Below are 19,451 nucleotides of genomic sequence, written 5' to 3' on the forward strand. Positions count from 1 at the left end.
GTCGTGGCGACCGCACGCGCACTCGTGCCATTGCTCGCGCCCGAAGACGACGTGATCGTCGTGGGTGATGGATTGATCGCCATGCCCGATGTGTTTCGGGATCTGATCGAGGCAGGACCGGGTGTCCTCACTCTTCCAGCGGAAAGCGCCTTGCCGCTCGGGTTCGAGCGCATCGACATCAACCACGCATTTGCCGGAGCAATGCGCTTTCCGGGACGGATCGCTGCAGGCCTCGCGGACCTGCCGCCCGAATGGAACGCGCAATCGGCGCTGCTGCGCCTCGCCGTTCAGGGCCGCTTGCCTTTGCGCGGTGTATCTGCCGCCATGCTGGGAGATGGCCGCTGGACCATGGTCCGCAGCGAGCCAGAAGCCCATGCCGCAGAACGCCAGTGGCTGCGGCTGCATACGGCTACCGGTGACGCGGCGGAGGGGTCTCCGGGGGTGCTGCTGGCCATGGCCTTCGTCCGCAGGTTCGGGCCAGCCATGCTTCATGCAGGAACCCGGCCTGCGTTGATCGGACTTGCTGCCGGGATACTGGGGCTGCTCGGTCTGGGCCTTGGCTGGCTTGGCAACGCCGCCACCGGGTTCCTGCTTGTCGGGTTATCCTGGCTGGTGGAGCGCGTGGCCAGCCTCATGGGGCAGGTGGAGCGTGATTCGCTCCTGGCGTCGGGTCTTGAACGCAAGGCCGTGGCCCTGTTCCATCTCATTGTCGACGCTGGACTGGTGACGTTGGCCGCGTGGCGCAGCGAGTTGCCCTACACCAGCGCGATTCCATTTGGACTCAACTGGTTCACCCCGATCCTGCTTGTCGGCGGAGCGCGCCTTGTGCGCCTTGCCTTGCCGGGTTTCCCCCGTTCCGCCTGGCTGGAAGATCGATTGGTGTTTGGCTTGTTGCTCGCCATCGTCAGCGTGGCGCTGCCATTCGATGCGACGATCGGACTTGCCGTTCTGGCGCTCCTCGGCACCTGCCTCCTGTTGCTTCAGCTTGGAAGATCGCCAGCAACCGCGAGTTCGCCTAACTCGCAGTTAACCAGTCGGCCGTAAGAGCGACTTATGGCACTGACCGTACCTTTTACCCCCGATCCCGGCGCGATCGAGGCGCTTCTGCGCGATGACCTCGCCCATGCCGATCAGGTCATGATTCACATGGGGCCGATCCTTCAGCATCTTCTCCGGAACGACGATAACTCGATCTTCAGCGACGAGATCATTGCCCGGGTCCGGGGCATGCTGTCCGATCTTGCCCGGCAGCTTGTGCAAGCGGTCGGCGAGGCTGCGGGTCATGACAATTCTGCCGCTTGGGCGCGGGAGGCGAGCGATGGCCTGGCGGATATGCTCGCCGGCAACCAGGCCCTGTTGAATCATCTGCACATGCTGGCCGTGGAGTGGCAACTCACCGAGAAGATGCAGGGCAGGCTCGGACTGGATCCTGTGCTTACCCCCCTGCTTCAAGACATCATCGCTTCGCGCGATCCCGATCTTGCCGCGCGCGGAATGAACCTGCTCGCGGCGCAGGCGCGATTCGGGCAATTGATGCGACGCATGCAGATTCCGCTTTCGGAACTTCCGGGCGACCTTCATCATATCGCATTGATGACGATGCAGGCCTATGTTGCCGAGGACCCATCCGGACTGGCTGCTGCCGGGGCGGCAGAAAGCACGCTGCGCCAGCAACGGATGACTGCGGCATCGCGTCTTGAACTTCTCGATCACGTCATTGGCCAATTGGCCGGAGATTCAGGCCGCGGTCTGAAAATTGATACTGCGGGCATTGCGCTCTTTCTATCGACCCTTGCATCGGGAGCGGGCATGTCGCGCGAGATGGCGATCATGTGCACGACCGAAAGTCAGATGGCGCGAATGGCTCTCGCACTGTCGGCTGCAGGAGCTGACCGCACGAATCTGGTGACCACTTTCGCCGCGCTTCATCCGCAGACCAGCTTGCCCGATGGCATCGATCAGATCGTACCTGATGCAGCTGCGGCGATGCTGGCGTCTTCCCTGATGCGTCGCGAAGCGTTCGGATAGCGATCAGCAGATGAAGGTGTCCCCGTGACCACCGCAGGTCTAATCAGCGCCCGCTGCGACAGTGCGGACCGTCTGGTCGAGTCCGACGAGATCCTTGCGGCGCTGCAGGTTCGGCTGGGCGGGGGTTACCCCGGAGTGATTGCGCTGCCCGGTCTCCTGTCGCTGGTTCGTCGTGCGCGAATGGCGGGAGCAACCCTGGGTGCCGCCATGACTGTGACGGACGAAGGGCAACCGCTTTCGTTTTCGGCGCGCGCCATCCCCGATGGGGCGGGCACGAGGATCGAGATCAGCGACTGGAAGGTCGCCTCGGACGCCTGGCAGGGCGATGAAGCCGCATCCGCCGATGAAGCACTGGTGCGCCAATTGGCCGAGGCGCACATTGTTCTGGACGCTGAGCAGCGCATCGTATCGGGTTCTGTAACGGCGGGCGATCTTGCCGACCTCGCATCGGGCCTGCAGCAAGGCTTTGGCAAATACTGGACCGATCTCGTAACGCTTGAAGGCAATGCACACCGCCAACCGCTGCACTGGCGATTGCTTGACGAAGCCCGGGTGGCCGTCCCCGGCTCGTCCCGTGTGTGGAAGACGCGCATTCTTCCGTTGCGTGCCGGGGGGTTCGAACTGCTCCTCGTAGCAGAGACTGTGTTGATCAATGTCCCGGCCAAGGCTGTCGCTGCTGCGCCGGAACCCCTCCCACAGCCAGACTGGAAGGGATTGCTGGGGCGCAAGCTGGCGCCGGCACTGCGTTTGCCAATCAACCGGATCGTGGCCAATGCCGAAACCATCCGGACACGCCTCGCCGGTCCATTGGCAGAACAGTACGTAGGGTACGCCGGCGATATTGCAGAGGCGGGGCGGCACCTGCTGTCTCTGGTCGAAGACCTTGCCGACCTTGAGACGGTGGAAGATGAAGGCTTTGCACCTGCTCCCGATCACATCGATCTTGTCGATTGTGCACGGCGCGCAGCAGGCATCCTCGGCGTGCGGGCGCAGGAACGGGGCATTGCGTTCGTACTCCCCGCGCCCGATGTGGCAGCGCCAGCCATCGCGGAATTCCGGCGCGTGCTGCAAATTCTCCTCAACCTCATCGGCAACGCCGTGAGGTACTCGCCTGAACATACCCGGGTCGAGGTCGATTGCGGCATCGATGGGGAGTTCGCCTGGATCACCGTACTGGACCAGGGGCAGGGCATTGCTCAGGAGCACGCCGAAAAGGTTTTCGAGAAATTTGAGCGCCTTGGTCGCAGTGGCGATGGCGGCAGCGGACTGGGCCTCTATATCTCGCGCAGACTGGCACGCGCGATGGGAGGCGATCTCACTGTCCAGCAGGCGCCAGATGGCGGCGCGAAATTCGTGCTGTTGTTGCCGGCTGACACTGCCGCGCAGGCAACCGCAGCGGGCTGACGCTCAGCCACGCCGCGATGCGCGCCAGATTGCAAGCGCGCCGATCAGCATCAAGCCTGCGCCGATATAGGCCCATTGTGTCTGGGCGAGCATGAAGCTCGATGCCGGCCACATGATCAGGCCCAGCCCCTGTCCGATCCACAAGCCGCCCATGAGAAGGGCGACGATGCCGAAAATCCTGAGAACTGTCGCCATCGTCGCCCTTTCCTGTTTCTCAATCGATCAGCGTTCGCTCAGCGGCACGCAGTCGCGCTGCGTCGGGCCGGTGTAGAGCCGGCGCGGCCATCCGGTTTCTCTCGAGAAACCGGCACGAAAAGTGCGGCCGCGCCTCTCACGCCTCAGCGTTCGCTCAGCGGCACGTAGTCGCGCTGCGTCGGGCCGGTGTAGAGCTGGCGCGGACGTCCGATCTTCTGGCCAGGATCGCTGATCATTTCGTTCCACTGTGCGACCCAGCCCACGGTACGGGCGAGGGCGAAGAGCACCGTGAACATCGTCGTCGGGAAGCCAATCGCCGAAAGGATGATGCCCGAGTAGAAGTCCACGTTCGGGAACAGCTTCTTCTCCGCGAAGTACGGATCGCTGAGCGCGATTTCCTCGAGGCGCAGGGCGGTCTCGAACAGCGGATCGTTGACCTTCAGCGCGTCGAACACTTCGCGCACGGTCTGCTGCATGACGGTCGCGCGCGGATCGTAGTTCTTGTAGACGCGGTGACCGAAGCCCATCAGGCGGAACGGATCGTTCTTGTCCTTGGCGCGGTCGATGTAGTGCTGGATGCGATCGGGGGTCCCGATCTCCTTGAGCATGTTGAGCGCGGCTTCGTTCGCGCCGCCGTGCGCCGGGCCCCACAGACAGGCGATGCCTGCCGCGATGCAGGCAAACGGATTGGCGCCCGAGGAACCGGCCAGACGGACGGTCGAGGTCGAAGCGTTCTGCTCGTGATCGGCATGAAGGATGAAGATGCGATCCATTGCCTTCTCGACAGCAGGGATCACTTCGTACTCTTCGGCCGGAACGCCGAAAGTCATCTTCAGGAAGTTGCCGGTATAGGACAGCTTGTTGTCCGGATAGACGAAGGGCTGGCCAACCGAATACTTGTAGGCCATCGCCGCGATCGTCGGCATCTTGGCGATCAGGCGGTGCGAGCTGATCTTGCGATGCGTCGGGTCAGCAATGTCGGTGCTGTCGTGGTAGAACGCCGAGAGCGCGCCGACGACGCCGCACATGATCGCCATCGGGTGCGCATCGCGACGGAAGCCGCGATAGAACGTGGCAAGCTGCTCGTGCAGCATCGTGTGGCGGGTGATCGTGCGGCTGAAGTCCGCAAGTTCCTGCTGGCTCGGCAGTTCGCCGTTAAGCAGCAGGTAGCTCACTTCCATGAACGACGAATGCTCGGCCAACTGGCCGATCGGGTAACCGCGGTGCAGAAGCACGCCCTCATCACCGTCGATGTAGGTCAGTGCGCTGTCGCAGCTTGCCGTCGAAGTGAAGCCCGGGTCATAGGTGAACATGCCCGTCTGGCCATAGAGCTTGCGGATGTCGATGACGTCCGGCCCGATGGTGCCGCTCTTGATCGGCATGTCCACGCTGTTGCCGCCAGCGGTCAAAGAAGCCTGGTTTTCGCTCACGCCTAAGCCCTCCTGTTTCTTCTGTCTTTACAGTTTATGCCCGGGTTCAAGCCAACTGATCGCGGATGCGCGCCAGCGACTCGTCCTTGCCGAGCAGTGCCAATACGTCGAATATTCCCGGCGAGGTAGTCTGTCCCGTCAGGCTCGCGCGCAACGGTTGGGCAATTTTGCCCAAGCCTATCCCAAGCTCCTCGGCCATTTGTTTCAAAGTGGCCTCCAGCCCTTCGATTGTCCAGCCGTTTTCCGCCTCGAGCGCAGCCACCACTTTGGCCAGTATCGCGCGCGAATCGTCGGTCAGTAGTGCGGCCGCCTTTTCCGCCATGGGCAGGGGGCGCTGCGCGAACAGGAACACCGACGAGGTCGCCAATTCGTTGAGATCGGCAGCGCGCACCTTCAGCACCGGCATCGCTCTGGTCAGCAGATCCATGCCCGCTTTGGCGTCGAAGCCAGGCTCCAGCACAGCCAGACGCGGGGCGACCAGCCCGGCAAGCCGGGCATCATCAGCCTCGCGAATGTAGTGGCCATTGAGGTTCAGCAGCTTCTTGAGATCAAAGCGCGATGCGCCCTTGTTGACGTTGGCGATATCGAACCATTCAACCGCCTGATCGCGGCTGATGATTTCCTCGTCACCATGGCCCCAGCCGAGGCGCAGCAGGTAGTTGAACACCGCTTCGGGCAGCAGCCCCATCTCGTCGCGATAGGCGTCGACGCCCAGCGCACCGTGACGCTTTGAGAGCTTGGCGCCATCGGCACCGTGGATCAGCGGGATGTGCGCGTAGATCGGATCGGGCCAACCACCTTCGATCTCGTTCATCGCACGGACGATCACCAGCTGACGGAACGCATTGTTGATGTGATCGTCGCCGCGGATCACATGGGTGACGCCCATGTCATGATCGTCGACCACGACAGCGAGCATGTATGTCGGCGTGCCGTCCGAACGCAGCACGATGAAGTCGTCAAGCTCGCTGTTCTGGACCGTGATAAAACCTTGAACGCGATCGGGAATCGTCGTTTCGCCATCCCGCGGCGCCTTCATGCGCACCACGTAGGACTGGTCGGTCGGCCACTGATCAGGCGTCGCATCGCGCCACTCGCTATCGATGCGGAAGGGGCGGCGCTCGGCCTGGGCTTTCTCGCGACGAGCGGCGAGCTCTTCCTGCGTCAGGTAGCAGCGATAGGCGTGTCCGGCCTCCAGCATCTGGTGCGCAACCTGAGCGTGCCGTTCCGAGCGGGCGAACTGGAACACAGGCTCCTCGTCTCCGCCCAGACCCAGCCAGTTCAGCCCGTCGAAGATCGCTTCGATGGCCGCATCGGTCGAGCGAGCACGATCGGTATCCTCGATGCGCAGCAGGTACTTGCCGCCGTTGTGGCGAGCATAGAGCCAGTTGAACATCGCCGTACGCGCGCCGCCAATGTGCAGGAAGCCAGTGGGCGAAGGGGCGAAACGGGTGACGACCGGGGCATTGCCGGGCGATCCTGCAGAAACGGTGTCAGTGGCGCTTGCCATCGGCCGCGCTTTCCTTTGCTTTGAATGTCATGGCGTCTCCGGCTGCAGATCGGCCAGCGGCAGACTACCCCGCCGCCGAACCGGTCCCTGAACCGGGCGAACGCGCGCGGCCTTGGGACATCCGCGCGCGATTGTCCAGCATGCTTGATGGTCGGATCGACGCTGCAGAACGCTTCCTGGATGCACACCCGTTCGAACGGGGGCTCTGGCTGGTGGTGGCCTTTGCCGCAGGCATCGTGCTGTGGGTAGCGCTTCCCTCCCGCTCCGACTGGATTGCCGCACTGTTGGCGCTTGGGGCCATCGCCATCCTTGCCCTGCTGGCGATCAATGCCGAGAAGCGGCCTCACCTGCGCCTCGCCGTGGCAGGACTGGCGATCATGGTGGCTGCCGGCGAGGTCACCATCTGGACGCGCTCCGCGCTGGTGGGGCAACCGGGCATAGCGAGACCGCAGGTTTCGGGTCTTTCCGGAGAAGTTCTTGAACGACGGGAGGAGCCGGCAAAGGCGCGCGCGCGCCTCGTATTGCGGGTGATGCTGGATGGCCTGGCCGATCCTGTCCGCGTGCGGGTCAACCTGCCTTACGACAAGGATCCGGGCGATGTGGCTGAGGGTGCCCGGATCGTCCTGCGTGCGCGGCTGATGCCGCCAGCCGCTCCCATGCTTCCGGGCGCGTACGATTTTGCTCGCAGGGCCTGGTTCGATGGCCTTGCAGCGACGGGAACGGTGCTGGGCGATGTGCGCGAGTGGTCGGAAGATCAGATCGTGATACCACGCTTCGCAGCTTGCAGAAGTCGCTGGCCGAGCATGTCCGCTCACGGTTGACCGGATCGGCGGGGACAATTGCGGCCGCATTTGCCAGCGGGGATCGCGGGGCGATTGCTGCCAGCGATGAAGACGCCATGCGCGATGCGGGACTGACCCACCTCCTGTCGATCAGCGGCTTGCATGTCAGCGCGCTGGTGGGGGCCGTCTATTGGCTGGTTGCGCGCTTGCTCGCGCTCTTTCCCTGGGTTGCGCTCAGGATCCGCGTGCCTCTTGCAGCTGCGCTGGCAGGCGCCCTGGCAGGATTTGGCTATACCTTGCTGACCGGAGCGGAAGTGCCCACCATCCGGTCGTGCATCGGGGCATTGCTTGTCCTTGGTGCGCTGGCCTTGGGACGCGATCCACTATCGATGCGAATGGTCGCGGTTGGCGGCTTTGTCGTCATGCTGTTCTGGCCCGATGCCGTCCTTGGCCCCAGCTTCCAGATGAGTTTCGCGGCCGTGATTGCGATCATCGCCTTTCACTCGGCGGGCCCGGTCCGCTCGTTCCTCACCGGTGAACACCATGGGCCCCTGGTCCGGGCTGGGCGAAGCTTCGTAATGTTGCTGGCTACCGGCATGGTCATTGAACTCGCACTGATGCCAATCGGCCTGTTCCATTTTCATCGCGCTGGCGTTTATGGCTCGCTGGCAAACGTCATTGCCATTCCGCTGACCACTTTCGTGACCATGCCGCTGATCGGCTTGGCCCTGGTGTTTGATCTCGCAGGCCTTGGCGCACCGGTTTGGTGGCTGGTTGGCAAGTCCCTCGATCTGCTGCTGGCGCTGGCACACTTCGTGGCATCACAACCCGGCTCAGTAACTGCAATGCCGCCCTTCGAAACATGGAGCTACGCGCTGTTCCTCGTCGGCATGTTGTGGCTGGCACTCTGGGTGGGCAAGGTGCGCCTTCTTGGCACCATACCCGCCGGTCTTGCCATCACCGCCATGGTCCTGACGCCGCGGCCCGATGTGCTTGTCACCGGTGATGGCCATCATGTCGGCATAGCCGGCGAAGGATCGGACCTGATCGTCCTGCGCATGGGAAGGGGCGATTACATGCGGGACAACTTGCTCGAACTTGCCGGAATGGAAGGCAGCCTTCGTCGCCTCGATGAATGGCCGGGTGCTCGCTGCAATGAAGACTTCTGCGTTGCAGTCGTGCTAAGAAACGAACGGCGTTTTACGCTCCTGATGGCCCGCAGCCGAAACTACATTGACGACATGGCGCTTGCGGCGGCCTGCGAGCGGGCCGACATCGTCATTGCCGAGCGACGCCTTCCGGCATCGTGCCGCCCGCGTATGCTGAAGGCAGACCGACCCAATCTCGCCAATACGGGAGGCATATCCATCGATCTTGCCTCTGGCCGGATTCGCACCGTAGCGGAAACGCAGGGCCAGCATGGTTGGTATCGCTGGCCAGTACCGCGCCCGACGCTCAGCCAAACGCACCTCCACGACGCCGGAGCCGAAACGCCAGATGCGTCTGATGCAACCGTGCCGGTAACGGCGCCAGTGGCTTCCAAGCGATGAATGCGACCCAGGGCGGTCCATTCCCTTGTCCGGCGGGCGATAATCTTGGAGCAGCGCTCCATTCCGCCAGACTTGCCGGGCGAACCTGACGTTCGCCCGGCTCAATTCATCAGGGGAGGACCCAGCGCACCGAACCGACGTAGCTCCCCGCAGTCGGCATGCCGTCGCTGCCAAGTGCAGGAGTGAACCGCGCCCGCGCGCTGACTTTCGTGCATGTCGCTGCATCAAGGTCAGGAGACCCGCTCGATCCGGTAATCTCGCATCCCGTGACGCGGCCATCCACGCCTATCGAGAGCCGAAAGCGGGTTAGTCCTTCCCTTTCCTCTCTGATTGCGGCCGAGGGATAGTCGCGGTCCGAGACCCATGAGCCCGGCGATCCCTTCGGCGATGCTGTGCGCACGGCAAAGCTCGGCGAGGGAGAGGGGCGGGGCTCGGGCAGGACGTTCGGGATAGGGTCGACTGGTGTGATCGGGATGACCTCGATATCCCGGACTGTGCTTGAAGGATCCACCGGCGTAATCGCGATGTCGGGGCGGGGGGCCACCAGCGAGCGGCTGTCAGGCTGTGGGGAAGGTTTCACGTCCGGCGGCGGCACGACAGGCGTTACCTTCACCTCCTCGTCCTCCCACTGCTTGGCAGGAAGTCGGTCCGTCAGGATCGTGACCATGCTGTTGGCGAACCCTGAAGCAATCGCCCAGATCGCCACTCCATGAAGCAGCCCGACCGCGATGAAGGTCTGTGTCTGCCTGCGTCTCGTATTCTCGATTGCATAAGCCATTGGCAACACCTCTTCCGTTGCCGACGCCCCATGTTCTGGCGGGCCGTCCCGGAAAGGGGCGCCCCATGGCGGGGCATTCGGTAACAGCGGATACTATACCTCACACTGGACCACATCCAGAAGAATCTCAACCAAATCGATTGATATTTGCCATAACTTGCTGATGCAAAAAAGCCGCCGCGCATTTCCTGCGCAGCGGCCTTTGTCATCAGGCACGCCCGATGGCCGGGCGCTATGTTGCAACAAACGTCAGTGGTAGCGCCGCAACAAGCCTGCAAGCTTGCCCTGCACGGTCACCTCGTCGGGGCGATAGAACTGAGGATCATAGGCAGCGTTGGCGGGATCCAGCCGAACCATGCCCTTTTCGTGATGGAGATACTTGAGCGTGGCCTCTTCCCCGCGCACAAGTGCAACCACGATCTCGCCATCGCGCGCCATATCGGTCTTGCGGACAAGCGCGTAATCGCCATCGAAGATCCCGGCTTCAACCATCGAGTCACCGGACACTTCGAGTGCGTAATGCTCTCCTGCGCCCAGTAGCGCGGCAGGAACCGGCAGGGTCGCCGTCGTCTCAAGCGCTTCGATTGGCACACCGGCTGCAATCTTGCCGTGCAGCGGCAGCTCGATCACGTCGTTTGCCGCCACAGGCACGGGAGGCGCTTTTGGTGCAGGACGAAGCGCCGTGACGCTTCCGCCCGTTGCTCCACCATCTGCATTGGCAATCTGCCGAACGGCGCTCTGCTTGCCCACCGCGCTGTCTGGCTGGCGGAGGACTTCGAGTGCCCGTGCGCGGTTGGGGAGGCGGCGGATGAAGCCACGCTCTTCAAGCGCCGAGATCAGCCGGTGGACGCCCGACTTGGACTTCAGATCGAGCGCTTCCTTCATCTCCTCGAACGAGGGGGAGATGCCCGACTCTTCAAGCCGGACCTGAATGAAGGTGAGCAGTTCGTGCTGCTTGCGCGTCAACATCGGCGGCCACTCCGCAATGCGCGGCTTCGAGGCAAAGCCGCTGGTCTTTCATGGACCGGGAGTGAATGTTCCATCCCGGCGAACGAATGCGGAACGGATAAGCAACCTGTTGCGACTCGTCAAGCAATTCCGCCATTTTCGAGGAGGTAGATAGGAACATCCGTTCCGGCCGGTTTGGCCTCGGCCCCTGCTTCACGCACGGCCAACGCGTTGGCCCTTGAAAGTGGAGAGAGCGCTCCGGAATCCTGGAGCGGGTCGAGCCTTACCGACGCTCCGTCCCATATCGCGCGCAGGAACTCCATTCGGCTCCCGCCCTGCGCCAGTGGCTCTGCAAGCCGGGCTGGGACGGCTTTTGGCAAAGGCGCACTCGCGCCGAGCATCGCTCTCAACAGGGGGAGCATGAACAGGTAGGCCGTGACGAAGGCCGAGGCGGGATTGCCGGGCAGGCCGAGAATGATCTGGGATCCACGCGTTGCCACCAGCAGCGGCTTGCCCGGCTTGATGCCGATGCGCCAGAAGTCGATCGAGGCGCCAACGGCCTCGAGCGCCGGGCGAACGAGATCGTGATCCCCGACTGACGCCCCGCCGCTTGTGACGATGATGTCCGAGTTGTTTGCCGCGTCCAGCGCGCGGACCAATTCTGCGAGTTCGTCCGCCACAGGACCGGCATGGCGGATATCGACCGGCAGGGAGGCGGCCATCGCACAGAGCATCGGCCCGTTGCTGGCGGGAAGCTGGTGCAGGTCGGGCAGGTGGCCGGGAGCAACCAGTTCGTCGCCGCTGTCGATGACGGCCAGGCTGACACGCCGGCGCACGGGGAGATGGCTGTGGCCACCGGCGATGGCGAGCGCGATTTGCGCAGGGCTAATGCGGCTACCCGCAGAGATCAGCGTTTCGCGAGAGCTGAAATCCATGCCTGCGGGTCGAACGTGGCGCGAAGCGGGCTGCGGTGGCTCGCCGGTCAAGCTCAGCTCGTTGCCGTTGCGCGCGCTGTCCTCCTGAAGCATCACCATGTCCGCGCCTTTGGGCAGTATGGCGCCAGTGCTGATGCGGGTGGCTTCACCGGGGCCGACCTCGCCGCCGAAGGGGTGGCCGGCCGCGCTTTCACCGATCACGCGCCACGGGCCCGGAAGATCGGCGCTGCGCATGGCATAGCCGTCCATCGCCGAAAGGGCTGCCGCTGGCTGCGTGCGCCGGGCAAGGAGGTCCTCGGCGAGGTAATGGCCAAGGCATTCGGCAACCGAGCGATGCTCCAGCGGAAGCGAGGGGGCGAGCGCGAGCAGGCGGGCCTGCGCCTCGGCGAGGGGCAGTGGCGGCGCTTTCATTCCGGAGCGCGCCAGGTTCCGGACTTGCCGCCCCGCTTCTCGATCAGACGGACACTTTCGATCACCATGCCTTTGTCGAGAGCCTTGGCCATGTCGTAGATCGTCAGCAGGGCGAGGCTCACCGCCGTCAACGCTTCCATTTCTACGCCCGTGCGACCGGTCAACGAAGCGGTGGCGGTGCATTCGATGCCGTCGGCTATGAAGGCGAAATCGATGTTGACCGCATCGAGCGCCAGCGGATGGCAGAGCGGGATGAGGTCGCCGGTCCTTTTCGCCGCCATGATCCCGGCAATCCGCGCTGGGCCAAGCACATCGCCTTTCGGAGCATTGCCGGACCTGATCGCCTCGAGCGTGGCGTCAGACATGCGGATCATACCACGCGCAATCGCGACGCGGTGCGTCTCGGTCTTGCCGCCGACGTCGACCATGCGAGCGGTGCCATTCGAATCGAGATGGGTGAGGTCGTTCATCGTTGTCCCTGGAATGCTGAATGGGGGTTTACGGGGTTTACACTGTCCAGAGAGAACTGCGGAACGGGAGTTGGAACGCAGTTTTGGCGCGGATTTCCGGGGCTTTCAAGGTGCTTCGCTGACAGTCGGCACCATGGCAAAAACCTGCCCTGTAGGAAAGCGTTTCCAATCCGAAGTGACTACATATTGGGATTTCGTTAGCCTTCTGCCGCAATAAGCACATTGATGAATACTGTGCAGAACAAGAAGCGTGTTGCCATCATGATTGATGGCGAGAACGTGCCCGCAAGCACGATGTCAAAGATTGAAGCGATCGCAACGTCGTTGGGGGACGTGCAGTTGCGCCGTGTCTATGGAAACTTTGCAAACGGGGCGAATGGCGAATGGATAGACCATTCCAAAGACCATCCGCTCGATGTGAGACAGGTTACACCTTCAAAGAACAAGAAGAACACCACCGACATCGCCTTGGCTGTCGAGACAGTCGAAATCGTCCTGCGCAAGGGGTTTGATTGCGTCTGCATTGCATCGAATGACCGTGACTTTCAGCCACTTGTCGAATTTCTGCGCAGGGAGGGCGCCGAAGTGCATGGTTTCGGCGGTGATGCCGCTGACCTGAAACTCCGAAACAGTTGCTCGAAATACCATATCGTTCTGAACACGAGGAAGGCTGCCGCAACATCCTCTGAGAAAGTCGAGAAACCAACGGCAGCTGCGACCAAAGCCAAGCCCCCGCAAGAGCCGTCCAAATCGGAAGCCGCCAACTGGGCCAAAGTCAGGGAAGCTTTGAACGAGTTGGCCAGCCAGCGGGAATGGGTGGCATTGCCGGAGCTCGCTACCGTCCTGAGCAAGGCGAAGCTCCAACCCGCCTCGTTCGGATCAAGGAGCTGGCTGCAAGTGTTCAAGAAGGACGGCCGCTTCGCCGTTGAAAAGATTGCGGGTTCCACCCAATCGCAGGTGCGGTTGGTGGCCTGACGTCACTTGCCGCCCTGCCAGCGCTCGCTATTGTCCCAAGTGTCAATAACGGGAGCGGTGGATGCGGAAGCGGTGGGTTTTGTTAGGAGCGGTCGTGCTGGCCGGAGGTGCCGGGTTTGCCTCGCTTGACAAGGAAACGCGGGGAATTCTTCTTGCGCTACCGACCAATGCCGACGTGCTGTCTTGGCGGGAAGGGCAGCGTGATGCGGCTTTCCGGGCGATGGACAGGTTGCCGTTTCTGGCCAAGGCCAACACGATTGCGCCTGCGGCCGAACCTTTGCCTCTTCCAGCAGGCAAGCCGCTGACCGTGCCGGGACTGGACGAATACATGGCAAGCCAGCGCACGGCGGGGTTGGTGATCGTGCAGGATGGCAAAGTGCGATTGGAGCGCTACGGGCTGGACTTCGATGCCAAGGGTCGTTGGACCAGCTTTTCGGTGGCGAAGTCATTCACCTCGACCCTTGTCGGCGCAGCCTTGCAGGATGGCGCGATCAGGAGCCTGGACGACAAGGTCAGCCAGTATATTCCTGGCCTCAAGGGCAGCGCTTACGATGACGTGAGCGTGCGACAGCTGCTGACCATGTCATCAGGCGTACGCTGGAACGAGGATTACGAAGACCCGAAGTCGGATGTTGCCGAGTTCAATCGGGCCCAGCCGGAGGACGGCCTCGATGCCACCGTCAGCTATATGCGCAAGCTGCCGCGCGCCCATCCGCCCGGGGAGGTGTGGCATTACAACACTGGCGAGACCAACCTGATCGGCGTGCTTGTGAGTTCGGCCACCGGCAAGTCATTGTCCGCCTATTTGCAGGAGAAGGTCTGGCAACCTGCCGGAATGGAAGCCGAGGCGACGTGGCTGTTGGGGAAGACCGGGCTCGAGATCGGTGGTTGCTGTCTGCAGGCCGCGACACGCGATTACGCAAGGTTCGGCCTGTTTGTGCTGAACGGTGGCAAGGGGCGCGATGGCAGGCAGATCGTGCCGTCGGACTGGTTCGCACAGGCGACGACCAAGCAGAGGGATATCGGCCGGGCAGGGCGCGGCTATGGCTTCCAGTGGTGGACCAATGACGATGGCACTTTCGCCGCCCAAGGCATCTTCGGCCAGGGCATCTTCATTGACCCCAAGCGCAAACTGGTGATTGCCAGCAATTCGGATTGGCCGCGCGCCAGCGCCGGACCACAGCCCGAGGCGCGCGAAAGCTTCTATCGGAAGGTCCAGGCCTTGATCGACGCGGGCAACTAGAGCGGTTTCCGCCCTAGCCCAGACGGTCAGCTTGCGATCGGCAACCTGACCGTTCCGTCCTGATCCCGCTCCATCGGAGAATAGGCGACGACTGCATTCAACGGCAGATCGCCGTAGATATGCGGGAAAAGCTGGCCGCCGCGCGACGGCTCCCACTTTACCGCAGAGCCAAGTGCGGCGAGATCGACGGCGGCGACGTGGAGATCGTCCTGCCCTGCGAAGTGCTTGTCGACGGTTTCGGTCAGCTGCGCCTCGGTCGACAGGTGGATGTAGCCATCCGCCAGATCGACCGCGGCACCCTTGAACACGCCGTCCGCTTCAAGCTGCGCCATCTGCGGGCCGGTCAGGACCTTGTAGGCGAGGAGGGGGAGGTCAGTCATTCGGCGGTGCCGTCTTCCGGTGCGGCGGGTGCTGCGCTTTCATCGCCGCTGCTGGGCTCGGTCGTCTCGGCATCCTCGCCTTCGCCTTCGGCAAGACGCACGGCGCTGACGACATGTTCGTCGCCCGAGACGTTGAACAGGCGCACGCCCGCCGAGCCGCGACCGATCACGCGAAGCGAATCGAGCGGCAGGCGGATCAGCTTGGCCTGATCGGTGACGAGCATGAGCTGGTCGGCCTGCGTCGCCGGGAAGCTGGCCACGACCGGGCCGTTGCGGGCAATGTTGTCGATATTGGTGATGCCCTGACCGCCACGTCCGGTGCGGCGGTATTCATAGGCCGAGGACATCTTGCCGTAGCCATTGGCGCAGACGGTAAGGATGAACTGTTCGCGTGCCTGAAGTTCGGCATAGCGCTCGGCTGACAAGGCCGGTTCGCCTTCCTTCTCGCCCTTCCAGGGTGCGAAGCGGACGTAGTCCTCGCGCTCGTCAGGCGTGGTGCCGACGCGGTGCAGGATCGACAGCGAGATGACCTCGTCGTCGCCCTTAAGCGTCATGCCACGCACGCCGGTGGAGGTGCGGCTGGTGAATTCTCGGACTTCGTCGCCTGCGAAGCGAATGGCCTTCCCGGCGCGGGTGGCGAGCAGCACGTCGTCCATTGCTTCGAGCAGGGCGACGCCGATCAGGCGATCGTCGCTGTCTTCATCGAACTTCATCGCGAACTTGCCGTTCGACGGAATGTTGGCGAAGGCATCCATCGAGTTGCGGCGGACATTGCCCTTGGCCGTGGCGAAGACGACCGAAAGCTTGCCCCATTCCGCCTCGTCTTCCGGCAGCGGCAGCACGGTGGCGATGGTCTCGTCCTTGTCGAGCGCCGGAAGCATGTTGATCACGGGGCGGCCGCGCGTGGTCGGCCCGCCTTCGGGCAGGCGCCAGACCTTGAGGCGATAGACCTTGCCCGCAGTCGAGAAGAACAGGACCGGAGTGTGGGTGCTGGTGACGAACATCGTCGCCACGGCATCCTCGTCCTTCGTCGCCATGCCCGACCGGCCCTTGCCGCCCCGGTTCTGGGCGCGGAAGGTGGAGAGCGGCGTGCGCTTGATATAGCCGTCAAGCGTGATGGTGACGACCATGTCCTCGCGCTCGATCAGGTCTTCGTCCTCGATGCCATCGGCAGGCGCGGTCAATTCCGAGCGGCGCGGCGTGGCGAAGGCCTGACGGACTTCGAGCAGTTCCTGGCGCATGACGCCGTAAAGCTTCACGCGGTCAGCCAGGATCGAGAGGTATTCGGCAATCGCGGTGGCGAGGCCTTCGAGTTCTTCGCCGATCTCATCCCGGCCCAGCGCGGTCAGGCGGTGGAGGCGCAGGTCGAGGATGGCTCGGACCTGGATTTCGGACAGGCGATAGGTGGCAGCGTCGGCCACGCCGATGTCTTCGATGGCTTCGACCAGCTTGATGTACTGCGCGATCTCGCCCATCGGCCATTCGCGAGCGAGCAGGGTTTCGCGCGCCGTGGCGGGGTTCGGCGAGCCACGGATGATGCGCACGACTTCATCGAGGTTGGTCACCGCGATGACGAGGCCGAGCAGGATATGCGCCCGGTCGCGCGCCTTGTTCAGTTCGAACTTGGTGCGGCGGGTGATGACCTCTTCGCGGAAGCGGACGAAGGCTTCGATGATGTCCTTGAGGTTGAGGACTTCCGGACGGCCGCCACGGATGGCGAGCATGTTGGCCGGGAAGCTCGATTGCGCAGGGGTGTTGCGCCAGATCTGGTTGAGGACGACTTCGGGCGTAGCATCGCGCTTGAGATCGATGACGACGCGCACGCCTTCGCGGTTGGATTCGTCGCGAATGTCGGAAATGCCCTCGATCCGCTTGTCCTTGGCGGCTTCGGCGATCTTTTCGACAAGGCCGGACTTGCCGACCTGATAGGGGATCGAGGTGAGCACGATCGAGCGGCGATCGCCCCGGCCTTCCTCGATCTGGTGGCGGGCGCGCATGATGATCGAGCCGCGGCCTTCATGGTAGGCCTTGCGGGCGCCCGCGGTGCCGAGGATCAGCGGGGCCGTCGGGAAGTCCGGCCCTGGAATGATATGGATCAGCTCGTCGATCGAGATCAGCGGGTTGTCCATGTAGGCAAGGCAGCCGTCTATCACTTCGCCGAGGTTGTGCGGCGGAATGTTCGTGGCCATGCCGACGGCGATGCCACCCGCGCCGTTGACCAGCAGGTTGGGGAAGCGCGCGGGCAGGACCTGCGGCTCATGCTCCGACCCGTCGTAGTTCGGGATGAAGTCGACCGTGTCCTTCTCGATATCGCCGAGCAGCGAATCCGCGACCTTGGCAAGGCGCGCTTCGGTGTAACGCATCGAGGCCGGCGGATCGGGGTCCATCGAGCCGAAGTTGCCTTGCCCATCGATCAGCGGCAGGCGCATCGACCAGTCCTGCGTCATGCGCGCAAGGGCATCGTAGATCGCGGCGTCGCCGTGCGGGTGATACTTGCCCATGCAATCGCCGACGATACGGGCGGACTTGCGATAGGCCTTGGTCGAGACGAAGCCGTTTTCGTGGCTGGTCCACAGGATGCGACGGTGAACCGGCTTCAACCCGTCGCGCACATCGGGCAGCGCGCGGCTGACGATCACGCTCATCGCGTAATCGAGGTAGCTGGTCTTCATCTCGTCGACGATGTCGATCCGCTGGAACTCGCCTTCCGGGGCGGGGACTGGGGGGTCGATGATCGTGGTGTCGTCGCTCACGGGAACTGCTTTTCGTTATAGCTACAAGGGATGAAAGATGGCCCTAGGCCAATTGCCGCACGATAGCCAGCAATCGGGCCACGGTGGGCCTGAAACGAAGCCGGTTTTCCACACCTGCGACCAGATGCATGAATATTCGGACGAGACGCCATTCAAATGGCGTTCACCGTGAAAAGGATAGTGCGCAAACCGTTGCCAAGGGCCCAATTCCGCGCCACTAGCGGGATCGACCAGAGGTGAGAGGACACCGGGGTGCGAAGGTGTCGGGGCAGGGTCGCTTCCGCCAGACGCATCCGGTCGAACAGGAGACGATTTCTATGCGTGCTACTTTCGGACTGATTGGCAAGACGGCGATGGCCCTCGCGCTTTCGGCCGGCGCACTGTCGGTCACGTCGACCGCGGCATTCGCCAAGGAAAAGGAAGCCAAGGCTGAGAAGGCCAGCTACTCGAAGGAATTCGTGGCCGCTGCCGGCCCGATCCAGAAGACCGTGACCGCGCTTGACGAAGCCAAGAAGAAGGGTGCCGATGCCGCCGCGCAGAAGGCGCTGCTGGCCAACGCTCCGGCTGAACTCGCTGCGGCGGAAGCTGCGATCAAGACACCGCTCGACCGTATGGCGGCAGGCGGCTGGGCTGTCAGCATCGGCGGTACGCTGAACGACATCGCGATGCGCCAGCGCGGCATCCAGAACATGCTCGACAGCGGGCAGGTTCCTGCGGCGAACGTGACCGAGTATCAGTTCTACCTCGGCAACTTTGCCTATTCGAACAAGGACTACGCCACCGCCGTCAAGGCGCTGACCCCGGTTGTCCAGGCGAACTACAAGGACGATACGGCAGCCGAGCTGCTGGCGGACTCGTACTCGCAGCAGGGCCAGAACGCTGAAGCGCTGACCGCGCTGAAGATGGCGCTGGATGCACGCAAGGCAGCCGGTGCCGAAGTGCCCGAAGGCTGGTTCAAGCGTGCAAACCTGATTGCCTACAAGAACAAGCTCGGGCCGCAGGCGATCGAATGGTCGACGCTGATGGTGGAAAACAACCCGACCCCGCTGAACTGGCTCGGTGCCGGTCAGCTGGTTCGCGAGTTCAGCCAGTTCACCAACCAGGAGTCGTTGGACTTGGGCCGTCTGCTGATGCGTTCGGGCGGTTTCCAGAACGATCCGAAGTACGTCGAGCGCGAATACGTCGAGTACATCGAAGCAGCTGACCCGCGTCGTCTGCCGGGCGAAGTGCTGAAGGTTGCCAACATGGGCGTGCAGGCCGGTGTGCTGAAGGCGAACGATGCTTTCGTCACGGACGCCATCTCGCAGGCCAAGGGTCGCATCGCGCCTGACAAGGCCTCGCTCCCGGCGCTGGACAAGGAAGCCCGCGCTGCCAAGGACGGCAAGAGCCCGATGGCCATGGCCGATGCGTACCTTTCGTACGACGAAGCCGCCAAGGCGGAAGAGTTCTACAAGATGGCCATCGAAAAGGGTGGCATCGACAAGGACCGTGCCCTGACCCGTCTGGGTATCGCCCAGCTCGACCAGGACAAGTTCGCCGATGCCAAGGCGACCTTTGCCCAAGTCGGCGGCGCCCGTGCAACGCTCGGCCGCCTGTGGCTGGCTTTCGCCAACACCCAGGCAAAGTAAGCCTGAGGCTTCTGGCAAACGAAAAGGGCGG

The 19,451-nt window shown here is 63.1% G+C and carries 17 protein-coding genes; 8 read left to right on the forward strand and 9 right to left on the reverse strand.

Annotated elements, in window-relative coordinates; all coding sequences use genetic code 11:
* Positions 1-3 precede the first annotated feature (3 nt).
* From IM701_RS06920 to IM701_RS06930, 3 genes are read left to right on the forward strand one after another with little or no spacing between them, the layout of a single operon-like run.
* Positions 4-1,044 carry a hypothetical protein gene (locus IM701_RS06920; protein WP_230487830.1) on the forward strand — a complete coding sequence of 347 codons (1,041 nt, stop codon included), beginning with the start codon at positions 4-6 and terminating at the stop codon, positions 1,042-1,044.
* 9 nt (positions 1,045-1,053) lie between these two features.
* A complete protein-coding gene (locus tag IM701_RS06925; RefSeq protein WP_062344423.1) occupies positions 1,054-2,028 on the forward strand; it encodes a hypothetical protein in 975 nt (324 codons plus the stop codon).
* A gap of 24 nt (positions 2,029-2,052) precedes the next feature.
* On the forward strand, positions 2,053-3,432 hold the full coding sequence (locus IM701_RS06930; RefSeq protein WP_193828186.1) for a sensor histidine kinase KdpD: 1,380 nt from the start codon (positions 2,053-2,055) through the stop codon (positions 3,430-3,432).
* A gap of 3 nt (positions 3,433-3,435) precedes the next feature.
* Here the strand turns inward: IM701_RS06930 and IM701_RS06935 are convergent, their stop codons facing one another.
* The 3 genes from IM701_RS06935 to gltX all read right to left on the reverse strand — a co-directional run bounded on the left by IM701_RS06935 (position 3,436) and on the right by gltX (position 6,567).
* Complete coding sequence (locus tag IM701_RS06935; protein ID WP_039331050.1) at positions 3,436-3,627, reverse strand: hypothetical protein; 192 nt, start codon at positions 3,625-3,627, stop codon at positions 3,436-3,438.
* A gap of 143 nt (positions 3,628-3,770) precedes the next feature.
* Positions 3,771-5,009 (reverse strand): citrate synthase, encoded by a 1,239-nt coding sequence (locus IM701_RS06940; RefSeq protein WP_370584360.1) that lies wholly within the window; start codon positions 5,007-5,009, stop codon positions 3,771-3,773.
* Between the two features lie 94 nt (positions 5,010-5,103).
* A complete protein-coding gene (gene gltX, locus IM701_RS06945) occupies positions 5,104-6,567 on the reverse strand; it encodes a glutamate--tRNA ligase (protein WP_193828187.1) in 1,464 nt (487 codons plus the stop codon).
* A 29-nt stretch (positions 6,568-6,596) separates the two neighbouring features.
* Here gltX and IM701_RS21840 point away from each other — a divergent pair, with 29 nt between their 5' ends.
* Complete coding sequence (locus IM701_RS21840) at positions 6,597-7,388, forward strand: DUF4131 domain-containing protein (RefSeq protein ID WP_230487831.1); 792 nt, start codon at positions 6,597-6,599, stop codon at positions 7,386-7,388.
* Positions 7,310-8,899, forward strand: coding sequence for a ComEC/Rec2 family competence protein (locus tag IM701_RS06950; protein ID WP_230487832.1), 1,590 nt, complete (start codon positions 7,310-7,312; stop codon positions 8,897-8,899). The genes IM701_RS21840 and IM701_RS06950 overlap by 79 nt, the downstream gene beginning before the upstream one ends.
* Before the next feature lie 109 nt (positions 8,900-9,008).
* Here the strand turns inward: IM701_RS06950 and IM701_RS06955 are convergent, their stop codons facing one another.
* The 4 genes from IM701_RS06955 to moaC all read right to left on the reverse strand — a co-directional run bounded on the left by IM701_RS06955 (position 9,009) and on the right by moaC (position 12,441).
* Positions 9,009-9,677, reverse strand: coding sequence for an energy transducer TonB (locus IM701_RS06955; protein ID WP_193828188.1), 669 nt, complete (start codon positions 9,675-9,677; stop codon positions 9,009-9,011).
* Between the two features lie 249 nt (positions 9,678-9,926).
* Complete coding sequence (gene lexA, locus IM701_RS06960; RefSeq protein ID WP_062344410.1) at positions 9,927-10,646, reverse strand: transcriptional repressor LexA; 720 nt, start codon at positions 10,644-10,646, stop codon at positions 9,927-9,929.
* Positions 10,647-10,765: 119 nt separating this feature from the next.
* Positions 10,766-11,971: a molybdopterin molybdotransferase MoeA gene (locus IM701_RS06965; protein WP_193828189.1), complete on the reverse strand. Its 1,206-nt coding sequence runs from the start codon at positions 11,969-11,971 to the stop codon at positions 10,766-10,768.
* On the reverse strand, positions 11,968-12,441 hold the full coding sequence (gene moaC, locus IM701_RS06970) for a cyclic pyranopterin monophosphate synthase MoaC (RefSeq protein WP_193828190.1): 474 nt from the start codon (positions 12,439-12,441) through the stop codon (positions 11,968-11,970). Before moaC ends, IM701_RS06965 begins: the two co-directional genes overlap by 4 nt.
* A 225-nt stretch (positions 12,442-12,666) precedes the next feature.
* On the opposite strand from moaC, the gene IM701_RS06975 reads away from it, so the two are divergent.
* Both IM701_RS06975 and IM701_RS06980 read left to right on the forward strand, forming a co-directional pair.
* Entirely contained in the window at positions 12,667-13,416 is a 750-nt protein-coding gene (locus IM701_RS06975; protein ID WP_039331036.1) for an NYN domain-containing protein, read from the forward strand.
* A 61-nt stretch (positions 13,417-13,477) separates the two neighbouring features.
* The gene (locus tag IM701_RS06980; protein ID WP_039331035.1) at positions 13,478-14,659 is read left to right on the forward strand and encodes a serine hydrolase; all 1,182 of its coding nucleotides are present in this window, start codon (positions 13,478-13,480) and stop codon (positions 14,657-14,659) included.
* 26 nt (positions 14,660-14,685) lie between these two features.
* Here IM701_RS06980 and IM701_RS06985 read toward each other — a convergent pair whose 3' ends face one another.
* On the reverse strand, positions 14,686-15,039 hold the full coding sequence (locus IM701_RS06985) for a DUF952 domain-containing protein (RefSeq protein WP_193828191.1): 354 nt from the start codon (positions 15,037-15,039) through the stop codon (positions 14,686-14,688).
* Positions 15,036-17,792, reverse strand: a complete 2,757-nt coding sequence (gene gyrA / locus IM701_RS06990; RefSeq protein WP_193828192.1) for a DNA gyrase subunit A — start codon at positions 17,790-17,792, stop codon at positions 15,036-15,038. Before gyrA ends, IM701_RS06985 begins: the two co-directional genes overlap by 4 nt.
* Positions 17,793-18,109: 317 nt before the next feature.
* Here gyrA and IM701_RS06995 point away from each other — a divergent pair, with 317 nt between their 5' ends.
* A complete protein-coding gene (locus tag IM701_RS06995; RefSeq protein WP_039331032.1) occupies positions 18,110-19,420 on the forward strand; it encodes a lipopolysaccharide assembly protein LapB in 1,311 nt (436 codons plus the stop codon).
* The last annotated feature ends 31 nt before the right edge of the window (positions 19,421-19,451 follow it).

The sequence above is a fragment of the Novosphingobium sp. ES2-1 genome (genome assembly GCF_015169775.1).
Taxonomy (GTDB): Bacteria; Pseudomonadota; Alphaproteobacteria; order Sphingomonadales; family Sphingomonadaceae; genus Novosphingobium; species Novosphingobium subterraneum.